The following is a 12,288-nucleotide window of genomic DNA, read 5'->3' on the forward strand; positions in this document are numbered from 1 at the left end:
CACCGATAGAGTCGTCCATCGCCGCCAGCCCGTACCCATTGCCACTCGTTCGGCCCGGATGATGTTCAGGAATCATCGCGATTCGGTATCAGGCCAAGGGGAATTCCCAAAGAACAATGGAGCACTCATAACTCGGAACTGCCTATCATGCGGTGTCGTACAGAGCACAGAGCAACGTCACCACAGGAGGCTAGTTATGCTGGACGCCACAATGCGGCCCCACCGAGAGTTTTTATTGGCCCATACCGCAGGGCAGAAGTTGTTTGTCATGTTGAATGTCTTGCCGGATCAACAGGCCATGCAGGCGCGGCCCAATCTGTCGGTGGTGTTTGTGGTCGACACGTCCGGCTCTATGCGTGAAGTCGTGACCGAGCCGACGGAGCACACCGGGCAGACCACTGTCGTTGATGGGCAACGCTACGAGATCGTGCGCGGGGGCAAAAACAAGTTGCAACTGGTCACTGAAGCGTTGCGCGGCATCATCACTTCTGATCTGATTCAGCCGGAAGACCGTCTGGCTCTGGTCAAATTTGATGATCTGGCCGAAATCCTTGTGCCATTTACCGCTGCCACCGACCGGGCCGCCTTGCTGAAGGCCACCGATCAGCTGGACTGGTATTCGGGCGGCACCCAGATGGGCGCGGGCATGAAAGCCGGGGTACGGGTGCTGAATACCGAATCGGGCAGCCGCCGGATGGTACTCCTCACCGATGGGCAGGCCTTCGATTCGGAAGTGGTGCAGGAACAGGCGGGCGTGCTGGCCGGAATGCAGGTGTCGGTGACCACCATCGGCGTGGGCGACGACGTGAATACCGAACTGCTGACCGAGATCACTGACCGCACACAGGGCCAACCCATCGACGTGGTGCCCGACAACCAGAATCCCCAGCCTCCTGCGGTGCGGGCGTCCGAGTTGCCCGCCGCGCTGCTGGGCGACCTTCAGCAGGCGGCCAACGAAGTCGTGACCAACGTGGCGCTGACCGTGCGGGCCGTCAAGGACGTGAAACTGGAACGGGTCACCCGTGTGCAGCCCACCCAGACCGAGGTGACCAAAACCGAGGGGCCGCTGCAACTTGGCAATGTTGAAGCCGGAACAGGCGCGACCTACATTCTGGAATTTACCCTGCCAGAGCGCCCTGCGGCCCGAATGCGACTGGCCCAACTGGGGCTGACCTACGAAGTGCCCGGTGCCAAATACCGGGGCGAATTGCCGCCGCTGGACGTGGTGGTGGAATTTACTGGTGACGAAACGATGGCCGCGCGGGTAGACGGAGAAGTGATGCAGTGGGTTCAGCAGCGCAATATCGAAAGTCTGGTGGCGCAGGCCAGCCGGGAAGCGCAGAGCAACCCCGAACAGGCCGCCAAGACGCTCGAACAGGCCCGCAACATGACCCAGCGCCTCGGCAACGGGGCCATGACTCAGGTGCTTGACCGGGCCATTGGCGAACTGGGCAGCAGCAAGACCATCAGCCTCGGCACAGCCAAAACCATGCGGCTGGGCGCAAAAACACAGACCCTCAAGGCGGGCAGCGGCGCGGGTGGCCTGCCCACCGACGAGGAAATTCGCAAGCTGACCGGAGCTTAGGTCGGTGAGTTGCCCCGTCTGCGGCTCGGCTGTTCAGCCAGGCGAAACGGTCTGCCACACCTGCGGCGCACCGCTGACCGCCTCCGGGCTGGTGGCCTTGCCCGTCGGTATGGCCTTGGCGGGCGGTCAGTACACCCTCAGCCGCGTGCTGGGGCAGGGCGGCTTCGGCATCACCTACGCGGGCGAGGACACCCGGCTGGGCCTCAAGGTCGCCATCAAGGAACTGTTTCTGGACGGGTCTTCGCGGCGCGGCAAAACGGTGGTCGCGCCGGGCAATATCAGCAGCGCCGAGTACCAGACCACCAAAACAGGCTTTCTGGACGAAGCCAAAGTGCTGGCCAGCTTCAACGATCCCGGCATCGTCAAGGTGATGAATTACTTCGAGGAAAACAGCACCGCCTACCTGGTAATGGAATTCTTGGAAGGCAGCACGCTCGGCGGCCTGATCGAAAAGCGCGGCCCCATGCCCCCTGACGTGGTGTTCGAGGTGGCCCGTTCGGTGGCAAAGACTCTGGAGGTGATTCATCAGCGCGGCTTGCTGCACCGCGACATCAAGCCCGACAACATCTTTTTCAATCAGACCGGGCGCATCGTGCTGATCGACTTCGGCTCTGTGCGGGCCTTCGTGGCGGGCAAAACACTGAGCCATACCCGGCTGGTCACGCCCGGTTACGCGCCGCTGGAACAGTACGGCAATTCGGGGCGCTTTGGGCCATACACCGATATTTACGCGCTGGGGGCCACATTACTGCACGCCCTGACCGGCCAGATGCCGCCGCCCGCCACCGACCTGATGTTGGGCACGTCCCTGCCACCGATGCCCGATTCAACCTTACCGGGACTCCGCAGGGCCATCACTCAGGCAATGGCTCTGCGCGTAGAAGACCGACCCCAGAGTGCACAGGCTCTGTTGGCGATCCTGACGACACCAACGACAAGGCCGAAGACGGCCGCGCCCCCTTCCCCTGTTCCCCCCGCTCCAGCCCCCCGCGCCCCGACTCCTGCACCACCAGCCCCAAAACCTTCAGCCCCTCAGGTTCCGGCCCCAGCCGCCCGGCCACCCGCGCCCAAGCCGAAACCTGCTCCGGTACAGCCCGCCGCCGCGCCGCCAAAGCCTGTGCCCCCTGCGCCCAAACCCTTGCCCCGGACTCCCGCCGCGCCTGCTCCTAAACCCTCACCGACCCCCGTTCCAGCGGCTCCCGTCGCCACTCCGAAACCCGCTCCTACGCCCCCACCTGTCCCTCTTCCCGCGCCCAGTGCTGCCGCTGCCGTGCCTGTGCCGACTGCGCCCGCTACCAAACCCCGCGCCCCGGTGTCCCGCATCATCTTTATCGCGGTCTGCACTCTCTTGGGGGCGGCGGTTGCTGCTCTATCGGTAGAAGAATACTTTGCCGCGCCCATTCAACTCACCCAGTATGCTCTGGCCGCTGGCGTGGGCGCAGTGGCGGGGGCCGTTGCGGGCGGCCTGCTGTGGTTCGCGTTGCCGGTGGCCCTGCCCCTGGCGGCGGGTGCAGCGGCGTACTTCTACACCCAAACGGCGGGGCTGAACTGGCCCACCGTCGTTAGCGCCAGCATCGGCGCAGCAGACCTCGCCCTCATTTTCCTGATCCTCATTCGCCGTATCTCACTTTAATCTCGTCCTAGTCGACATTCCCGGAGGAACCACCATGACCATTCTCTGCACCGTCTGCGGCACCGCCAACCCCGAAGGCACTACCTACTGCGAGGGCTGCGGCGTCGAATTGTCGGCCACTGCCGCGCCCACGCCCACCACAACGCCTCAAACTCCGCAGGAAGTCCTGCCCGAAGTGGTTTCCACCGAAGCTGCACCCGCTCCCGTGGACGCGACGCCGCCAGCCGCAGTGTTTAATGAACCTCCTGTATTCAGTGAAGCGCCTGTGTCCAGCGCAGAATTGACTGCCGCCGCACCGACAGAACCTGTGGCCGAGGAAGCCGCGCCTGTGGGCGGGGAATTTACAGAAGAATCAGCGTCAGCAACGCCCGTCTCTCCAGAACTTGGGTCTGAACTGTCCACAGCCGAAGGCGCTGCTCCCGCGCCAGCCGCTGAAACGCCCTCAGCCACTCCCGTCCTGACTGGAGAAGCCAAGCTGGGAATCAAGAAATTTGGTGCGCCCACTGGCGAATTCATTCCACTGCAAGGTGAGCGTCTGGTTGTCGGGCGCTTCGACGCTTCCAGCGGCCCAGTAGACATCGACCTGAGCGGCCTGGGCGGGCAGGAGCATATTTCGCGCCGCCACGCCGAGTTGTACCGCGAACTGGGCGTGTGGGCCGTGCGCGACCTCGGTTCCACCAACGGCGTGTACATCAAGCGCAAGGGTGAACCGAGTTTCTCGCCGCGCCTGCAAGAGCCTGCAACGCTGACAGACGGCGACGAATTGGCCTTTGGCAACCTGATGCTGATCTTCCACCAGAGCTGAAATGACCCAGGCTGACGACTTGCCGCGTGATCCGGCGGCCTCTGAACAAACTCCGCCGCCCGAAACTCTGCCCACCGAACCGCCTCAGGCATTGACGCTTCCCGAAGCAATGTTGCCACCCGAAACGCCGGAGCCGCTTGCCGCCGATCAACCCGAAGACGGCCTGTTGGACGTGGATTACGTCTTTCCCTCCCATCCGGAAATGAGTGGTGGAGAGACTACAACTCCTGAGCTCCACAACGCTGAGGTGTTGGGAAGCTCTGACGTTGGAGAAAGCCAGATTCATTCAGACGGTTCTGGAACGTCAGAAACTCCATTGGCTCTGGATGCACCACCGATTCCGGAGAGCGCGACCCCTTCAGCCAGTCCAGACCCGGTTGCAGCCCTTCCCGCCACACAGAGCGCAGTAGCCGAAGCAGCTTCCGCCCCCGCAGCGCCGCCCAGTGTGCCGGAGGCTGTGGCCGTTGAGGAATCCTCTGATCTGTCCAGCTTCTCTACGGGCGAATTGGAGGAAGAAACCTACGCGCCCACCGTGGCCGTGCAGGGACCGCAGGCAGGCGAGGTGATCAGCGGCTACCAGCTGAATCAGGACTTGGGGCGCGGCTGGTTCAGCGCCAATGCCCTGGGCGCTGGCCCCAGTGTAGACGTGTATGTGCGCCCTGCGCCGCTGTGGGCGGGGTTGCGGCCTCACCGTCTGCTGCCCAAAGTGACTCCGGCGGGCGACCTGTTGGTGCTCGCTCCTACCGATGGCACGCCGCTGACCCCGCCGCTTGATCCAGCTACGGCGCAGGCGTACGTGACCGAATTGGCCCGGCTGCTGTTTGCGCTGGAAAAGCAGGGCTACGCCGTCACAGACCTCGATCCGGCCAGCGTTCACCAAACCCGCGACGGGTTGAAACTGAGGATGCCGCCGCAAGTGGCCCGCTTGGGCGAAGCGGTTCAGCCCACCTTGCGCGACAGTTTTACGCCGCCTGAAGTGCAGGAAGGACAACCTGCGCAGGCCAAAAGCGGCGTGTATCTGCTGGGCGCACTGTTTTTCCAGTGGCTGACCCAGCAACCCCTGCCTGCCGAAGGGCCGTCCTCTGTCGTGCTGGCGGGCATCAATGCGTCGGGCGTGCCGCAACTGCTCAACGGCATGTTGGCCCCGCTGCCGCAGCGCCTCTCCCCCACTGAACTGCTGGCGGCCCTGAAAACGGCGGCCACCACGCTGCCGGTGTACCAGTTGGCGGCGGCCACCGACATCGGCCTCAACCCCGAACGGCCCACCAACGAGGATTCCTACGGGTTCGTGTGGAAGCAGATTGGGCAACACGGCGGCGGAAATCTGATCTTGCGGGCCGTTGTTTCCGATGGCATGGGCGGTATGGCGGCGGGTGAAGTGGCGAGTCAGGCGGCGGTGCGGGCTTTTCTGGCTTCCGAGGCCCTCAGCTTTGAGGCTTCGGCGTTGGAGGCTCAGGTCTGGGAGGCCAACGCTGCCGTTCTGACCGATATGAAGGGCCGTGACGGAGGCTGCACCTTCACAGGCGTAGAGATTCGCGGCACGCAGCTGCATCTGGGACATGTGGGCGACACGCGGGCTTACATAGCTCAGGGGGGCGCAGTCGTGCAGCTCAGCAAAGACCATTCCTACGTGGCCGCGATGGTCGCTAGTGGTCAGATGACGCCCGAAGAAGCCCAGGTCAGCCCGGAGCGCAACAAGGTGCTGCGTTCGTTGGGCAGCTTGCGTGCCCCGCAGGACGACTATGTTCAGGTGCTGCCAGAGCCGCTGGAATTACCAGTGGGCAGCCGCGTCCTGCTCCTCTCGGACGGAGTTTGGGGTGAAATGCTGCCGCCCGTGATTCACGATATCTTGCTCCACGAACCCTCTTTGCAACGCATCGTAGACCACCTAATCGAACTGAGCTTGGCGTCGGGTGCACCAGACAACGCGACGGCCCTCGTGATCGAACGGGTGAGGTAACCACGCGCTTTGGTGAGACGGCGTAAAGAATGGTTTTACCGGGAGGGAGCCAGAAAGCCGGGAGCAACAACTACGGGAGGCGCGGCATAGCCAGCCACGTCATCAAGCAGAACGGACTGTCGTCGTAAACGGACGCACATGAGGACGCCTGACCGCCGCGCCAGCCGAGGGGCGACGGGCAAGGCGTCCCGTCCCACATTGCAGTGCCAACTCTGAGGTTCTCAAGTCGGTTTCCGCAGAAGTTGTGTCTCGTCCATTGCCCGTAGTTTCTGAGGGATTGGCAGCAGCCTGACGGTGACCCCTATATTGGCCCTATGCCTGAGCGCAAACCACGGCGAAGCGCCGGGACTCCCCCGTCGGTACCGGACATAACCAGCGGCTACGATGAACTCAACCTGGGCCGACTGGCCCTCATCAGCGGCCAAAAAACCGTGCCCGGCACGCTGCGCCGCTGGCAAAAGCAGGTCACCACACCCGATGGCCGCCCAGTGATCATCACCTGCACCGTGCCCGACGATCAGGTGGTGCCGCACGGCCTCGACAACGACTTTATGGTGGGGTTGGTCAACTTGTGTTTTGAGGCGGGTCTGCCCGACGGCCCCTTCAGCGTGTCAGCCTACGGCCTGCTCAAGGCGTCGGGTTTTTCCGATTCTGCCCAATATTACCGGTCGCTCGAAGAAAGTTTGGTGCGCCTGAACAAGGCGTCGTACACCATCGACGAAGGCTGGTTCGTGCAGGGGCCGCATGGCTGGACGACCCAGTCGTTTGCACAGGTGAGCTACCTCTCGTATTCCCGCTCGCGAACAGGCGTGCAGGGCACCAGCGTGGTGACGGTGCAGCTCGCCCCCCCAGTGATGGAGAGCCTGCGGGCCGGGTACATCAAGCCGCTCGATCTGAACTTCTACCGGGGCCTCAGCCAACCTCTTGTGCGGGCGGTTTACCGGCAACTGGACGCCCTGCACTTCGATGAATCGACCGCTGACGGCTTGGTGCGCGAACTGACTGCCCCCCTGATGGCCTGGGGTAACCGACTCGGACTGCTCAGCGACCGCCCCGACAATGTGGTACGTACCCTTACACCCGCACACGAGGAACTGCAGGCCAAAGGCTATGTGGCTGCCGTGGAAATCACGGGCCGGGGCCGGGACAAGGTCGTGCGCTACGTGTTCGGCCCGCCGCCCCAAGGCGAGCATCCCGGCCTGGCCGCGCTCCTCACAGACCGGGGGGTCAAGCAAGGCGTGGCGGTGCGGCTTTCTACCGTCTTTCCAGAGCGTATTGAGGAAGCGGCCCGGCGCTTTGACCACTACCTGAAAGTCAGCCAACGCCCGGTGGGCAATCCGGGGGGGTTGTTGGTGGCGATGGTGCAGCGCCCCGAAGACTTTTCCGAGTTGCCGGGCTATAGAAACCAGAGCGGCGCTGAGGCCCGTGCGCCTGTGAAACGAGCGGGGCAGCGCACGGCGAGGCAAGGAGCCGACGAGAACGAAGCGGATTTGGCGCAGGAAGATGTGCGCCTAGCGGCCCTGAGCGGCACCGACCTGGTGGATTGGATGCTGCGCCAGCTCAGCGTGCTGGGCATCCTCAAGCACTTCACGGTCCCGGAACGTGCCCGCCTCGCCGACGTGGTACTGGCAGGAAATCTCGATGGTCGGCATCTCGTGCGGGCCGCTACCCGCGCCATGGTCGGGGGTGCGCCTGCCATCGGCGCAGTAGTCCAGGACGTCAGGGCACACCTCTAGCGCCACCCGTATGTTCTGAGGGATAGAGAACAGGCCTCACCCGTATATTCTGAGGGGAAAGATAAAAAACTTCGTCCTACACAGCATCTCTCGAAGCAAAATTACAAGCCCGTATATTCTGAGGGAAAGGGGGCGATTTGTCCCCTTCTTTCCCGTATGTTCTGAGGGGACGAAGAGGAAGGTCTACTTTTTTCTCCCGTATGTTCTGAGGGATTGAGGATGGACTCGCCCATACGTTCTGAGGGAAAAGAACGGCCTCTGAATTCTCCTTGCCCGTATGTTCTGAGGGATTGAAGTTGGACTTGCCCGTATGTTCTGAGGGGAAACAGGTTGTTTTGCCCGTATGTTCTGAGGGGAAAGATTGAAAAAGCAGCGCTGGCCGCCACATCTCGCCGCTCTCCTGATGATGTTTTTTCATCAAGTTTTTAAATCTTTTCAATCAGGAGAAAATCAACATCATTCCAATCCCTTCAGACCGTTTGCACCCGCAGGAGAGGAAAGTCTGATTCGGAAGCATATTTAAGAAGTGGCGTGGTACTGCTCCAGGAAAGACTTCCAGAACCTGACCCTCTCGAAGCGAGGGACGAGCACACTGGAGAGCATCATGGGCAAACAACGGAAAACCTGGACGACCGACGTCAAAGAAGCCATTGTTCTGAGTGTCTTGCGCGGAGAACTGGGCGTGGCAGAAGCGGCCCGACAGCATGATGTCAATGAAAGCCTGATCCACAGTTGGAAAGCCCAGTTCCTGGAGGCGGGCCGGGCCCGCCTCGCCGGAGATCGTCCGGAGCAGGGCGTGAGCCTGCTAGAACGCGAAAACGACCGTCTGAAGCGGATCCTCGCGGAAAAGGAATTGGAGCTTGATATTGCGCGAAAAGTGCGGCGGCTCTGACGATGGACGAGCTGATGGTCCTCCGGCAGAGCCATCCCCAACTCAGCTTGCGACGCTTTGCTCAGTACGCGGAGATTCCGTATTGGCGACTCCGAGACCATCAGCACAGCGCACCGGTGCGCTGTGCGCGCCAGCAGCACCGGGATGAGCTGTACGAGCAAGTGCGCCAGACCGCGTTGTTACACCCGACTTCGGGCTACCGGCTGCTGTACCAGGAATTGAAAGCTCAAGGCCAAGCCATCGGATTGCACCAGATTCGAGTGGCGCTCGGTGAACTGCAACTCCATCCTCCGCAGCCTCGGAAAACAAGAAACCCTTCTCCCAAAGTGTCCAGTCCTCAGGACTGGCCCGAAGGCCGCCGGATACAGATCGATGCCACACGCCTCTCCCTCCCGGATGGCGTCTGCTGGATTTACTTTGTGTTGGACGTCCTTTCACGGGTGGTCTTGGCCAGCCGGGTGGTGCGGAGCCTGTCGATGCACCTCGCCAAGCTCACGCTTGACGACGCGGTTGCTGTCCTGCGGGCCGAGGGCCACCCGGATACCATCCTCGTCCAAAGCGACGGGGGCAGCGACTTTACGGGCGACATCTTTCAACAGGGCTGCTTAAAGTACGGCAGTTGGGTGCGCTCCAAGGTGTCCCAACTGGGGGGTACCGGAATCCTGGAAAGACTCAATAGAACCTACAAATATCAATTTGCTTTCCGTCACGACTGGCAGTCCATGGCTGAGGTTCGCGCTGCGATGCCTGACTTTCACCGCTGGTATAACCACCAGCGCCGTCACTCGGCGCTGGGTTACACCACGCCTTGGTCTACACTCACCTCATCGGCGAAGGCTCGCAACGCCGCTTGAAGAATTTCTTCGAGCACTACCCGTTGCTGTGGATTCGTTGACTCGAGAAGAAAGCCATCTGGTTTGGCTCACGTCCGGCGTCAGGCTGGGGACAACGTTGCATTCAGACGGGGTGCAAGGGTGAACAGGTTGCTAGCAGATAGCTGAGCGGGGCCTGTGCTTGCCTTGCAAGGCAGGGGGAGTGCTGGTTAGGGATCCTTTTGGCAGGCAAGGTCTAGGAGACCCCTTAGCGGCCCTCCTGCGGCGTCCTGTGCCACTCTGAAGGCGGTTCCCTCCCATCCGTCTAGTGCTGCTCTGCTGGAGTGGGCTGCGCTTCTCGCTGTCTCAATAGGTCAGCGTATAGCAGTGGTAGAGCCAGACCGGATGGCCGGTGACCGAGATTGGGAATCGCTAGCCTGGAAGGTTCTGGTCGGTTAGCATGGCTTCACCCTACGCAAACAACTGGACTGGGCACTGCTCTGGCAAGTTGCACGGCTTGAAAAGCTGCCAAGCAACAAGAGAAATAAGCTCATGCCAAGCCGTCAATTCAGACGGAGTTCGTTCCGGGCCGAGTTGCTGTACGGGGCTGCCGAAATCCTGCAGCCTGGGCCCGTGCGCCCAGGCTGCAGCTAGAGCCCAGCGCCCGTGTCGTCTCTGCGTCTCGTGGGCGCTAGATTACACCTATCTATGAAGGTGATCACGTTCTTTAACCATGCGGGCGGCGTCGGCAAGTCCAGCAGCGTGCGGGATATAGGCTTTACACTGGGTCAGCTTGGGCACCGCGTCCTCCTGATCGACGCTGATCCACAGGCCAATCTGACCGACTGGCTGGGAGTACGCGGCGTAACCAGCGCAGACGGCCAAATCCGTGATCTGCGGCTGGAAGACACTCTCTACCCGGCGGTATTGGCCGACGACGACACCGAGTTGGCTCTACCCTCCCCTCTGCGGATTCATGGCCTCGACCTGATTCCCGGCCACTTAGACGTGGCAACTATCGAGCCGCTTCTGCCGGGCCAAATGATGGGTCTTTTGCGGCTCAAAGACGCTCTGCGCGCACTGAGTGGTCGATACGACTTTGTGCTGATCGATCCTCCGCCCAGTCTCGGGCAGCTCAGTGCCCTTGCGGTCATTGCCGCGCAGTATGTGGTGGTGCCCGTTCCGGCCAGCGGCAAAGGCCTCAAAGGACTCCAGACGGTCATGCAGATGCTCAACCGCTTCCGCAAGGCCAATCCGGAACTGGCGCTGGCGATGATTCTCGTGACGCAGTACAACGACACCACCAACCATAGCCGCGAAAGCCTGGCGCAGCTTCGGGCGCAGTTTGGGCACTTGGCCCCGATCAGCACGCCGCTGACCTACCGCCCCGCGCTCTATCCGGATTCTCAACTGCACGGCGAGCCACTGCCTGCATTCGCCAGGCGCAGCCCAGCCACCCAGGAGATTGCCAACGTGACCGCCCAACTACTGGACGCCCTCGGGACGGCGCACCATGTCTAAAGCCGCCAAACGCAGCCGGGCCGACGCGTTCGGATCGTTGCTCGGTGCCCTGCCTGACCTCTCCCCTGACGCCCGCCCGCCCATCAGCGCAGTGCCGCTTCAGAACATTCAGATACGGCCCAGTCAACCTCGGCGGCATTTTAGTGAGGGAGCCCTGGCTTCCCTGGTTCAGAGCGTGCGGGAACAAGGCGTGCTGCAACCTGTCTTGGTTCGGCCAGTCACCGGGGGCTACGAGTTGATCGCCGGGGAGCGGCGGGTGCGAGCGGCGCAGTTGGCAGGCCTGACCGCAGTTCCAGCCGTGGTGCGCGACGCCACCGATGAGCAAGCCGACCTGTTGGCGGCACTCGAAAATTTGCAGCGTGAAGACCTCAATCCGCTTGATGAGGTAGACGCCACCCTGACCATCGTGGCGCGGCAATTGAAGATTGCTCAGGGCGAAGTGCTGCCGCTGCTGCACGCCCAGCGCCGCACGCCTCAGCCCGAAGTGACCGAACAACTTGACGGGGTGTTTGCCCAGTTGGGCCGTGGCACCTGGCGGTCGTTCGCGTCCAACAAGGCCGGTGTCCTGCGCTTTCCGCCCGACCTGCTTGACCTGATGCGGCAGGGGACGTTGGAGTACACCCGCGCCGCAGCCTTGGCCCGCATCAAAGATGAGCCGCTGCGTCTTCAGCTGACCCAGCGCACCCTGAAAGAAGCGCTGAGCGTGCGGGACATTGCCCTGGCTGCCAGACCGGACAAAGCGGTGCCAGAGCAGATCATGCGGGTTCGGACGTTGCTTGATGAGCGGCGAGTGGGCCGGTTAGGATTGCCGGAACAGGGGAGAGTCAAGGCGCTTTTAAGCGAACTGGAGGCACTCTTGCTGGGACAGGGTCAGCGCTCCACGCGGGCCAAGTCGAAACGCTCTTAACGTTAAGAGCAGACCGGAAGGGGAGGGCGGCTGGCCTTCTTGCTGTGCCTAGGCAAAAGCTAGCTCCCTGTGCTCTTAACGTTAAGAGCAGCGCCATGAGCCTGATTCGGTTTTGCTCACGTCTGGTTAAATTATTCCTGCTTGGCGCTCGAGCTCGTGTGGTGTCAAGCAGGCGAGTGTCGACAGACGGCGCCGGTTATAGAAGACCTCAACTTATTAGAAGATGGCTTGGCGAGTGACATATCGGCTGTCGAAGTGAGCGTAGAAGGCCATCTAGGACGCTGTTATCTGCATAACAGAGGTGGATGGGGTGTTGCCCTCCTGTTCTCTGGCTCCGTGGCCTTGTTGGGAACTGCACACCTCCATCCGCCCTCAGCTAGATCCGCTGCGTCGCCAGATACCAGGCTGCCTTGGGGCCCAATTTGACAGAGCTGCGC

At 62.0% G+C, this 12,288-nt stretch carries 9 protein-coding genes; all 9 read left to right on the top strand.

The window, feature by feature from the left end; all coding sequences use genetic code 11:
• The first annotated feature begins 196 nt into the window (after positions 1 to 196).
• Positions 197 to 1,585, top strand: coding sequence for a VWA domain-containing protein (locus M1R55_RS16610; protein ID WP_249394670.1), 1,389 nt, complete (start codon positions 197 to 199; stop codon positions 1,583 to 1,585).
• A gap of 4 nt (positions 1,586 to 1,589) precedes the next feature.
• On the top strand, positions 1,590 to 3,218 hold the full coding sequence (locus tag M1R55_RS16615; RefSeq protein ID WP_249394671.1) for a serine/threonine-protein kinase: 1,629 nt from the start codon (positions 1,590 to 1,592) through the stop codon (positions 3,216 to 3,218).
• Between the two features lie 34 nt (positions 3,219 to 3,252).
• Positions 3,253 to 4,023, top strand: coding sequence for an FHA domain-containing protein (locus M1R55_RS16620; protein WP_249394672.1), 771 nt, complete (start codon positions 3,253 to 3,255; stop codon positions 4,021 to 4,023).
• Position 4,024: 1 nt separating this feature from the next.
• Complete coding sequence (locus M1R55_RS16625; RefSeq protein ID WP_249394673.1) at positions 4,025 to 5,983, top strand: protein phosphatase 2C domain-containing protein; 1,959 nt, start codon at positions 4,025 to 4,027, stop codon at positions 5,981 to 5,983.
• Positions 5,984 to 6,297: 314 nt separating this feature from the next.
• Positions 6,298 to 7,719: a replication initiator protein A gene (locus tag M1R55_RS16630; protein WP_249394674.1), complete on the top strand. Its 1,422-nt coding sequence runs from the start codon at positions 6,298 to 6,300 to the stop codon at positions 7,717 to 7,719.
• A 604-nt stretch (positions 7,720 to 8,323) separates the two neighbouring features.
• Entirely contained in the window at positions 8,324 to 8,611 is a 288-nt protein-coding gene (locus M1R55_RS16635; protein ID WP_249394675.1) for a transposase, read from the top strand.
• 2 nt (positions 8,612 to 8,613) lie between these two features.
• Positions 8,614 to 9,465 carry an integrase core domain-containing protein gene (locus tag M1R55_RS16640; RefSeq protein WP_249394676.1) on the top strand — a complete coding sequence of 284 codons (852 nt, stop codon included), beginning with the start codon at positions 8,614 to 8,616 and terminating at the stop codon, positions 9,463 to 9,465.
• 666 nt (positions 9,466 to 10,131) lie between these two features.
• Entirely contained in the window at positions 10,132 to 10,944 is an 813-nt protein-coding gene (locus tag M1R55_RS16645) for a ParA family protein (RefSeq protein ID WP_249394677.1), read from the top strand.
• Positions 10,937 to 11,851: a ParB/RepB/Spo0J family partition protein gene (locus tag M1R55_RS16650; RefSeq protein WP_249394678.1), complete on the top strand. Its 915-nt coding sequence runs from the start codon at positions 10,937 to 10,939 to the stop codon at positions 11,849 to 11,851. Before M1R55_RS16645 ends, M1R55_RS16650 begins: the two co-directional genes overlap by 8 nt.
• The last annotated feature ends 437 nt before the right edge of the window (positions 11,852 to 12,288 follow it).

The organism is Deinococcus sp. QL22 (assembly GCF_023370075.1).
GTDB lineage: Bacteria > Deinococcota > Deinococci > Deinococcales > Deinococcaceae > Deinococcus.

Coding starts and splice junctions, on each gene's coding strand:
- M1R55_RS16610 (WP_249394670.1), top strand. CDS start 197: ATGCTGGACGCCACAATGCGGCCCCACCGAGAGTTTTTATTGGCCCAT.
- M1R55_RS16620 (WP_249394672.1), top strand. CDS start 3,253: ATGACCATTCTCTGCACCGTCTGCGGCACCGCCAACCCCGAAGGCACT.
- M1R55_RS16625 (WP_249394673.1), top strand. CDS start 4,025: ATGACCCAGGCTGACGACTTGCCGCGTGATCCGGCGGCCTCTGAACAA.
- M1R55_RS16630 (WP_249394674.1), top strand. CDS start 6,298: ATGCCTGAGCGCAAACCACGGCGAAGCGCCGGGACTCCCCCGTCGGTA.
- M1R55_RS16635 (WP_249394675.1), top strand. CDS start 8,324: ATGGGCAAACAACGGAAAACCTGGACGACCGACGTCAAAGAAGCCATT.
- M1R55_RS16640 (WP_249394676.1), top strand. CDS start 8,614: ATGGACGAGCTGATGGTCCTCCGGCAGAGCCATCCCCAACTCAGCTTG.
- M1R55_RS16645 (WP_249394677.1), top strand. CDS start 10,132: ATGAAGGTGATCACGTTCTTTAACCATGCGGGCGGCGTCGGCAAGTCC.
- M1R55_RS16650 (WP_249394678.1), top strand. CDS start 10,937: ATGTCTAAAGCCGCCAAACGCAGCCGGGCCGACGCGTTCGGATCGTTG.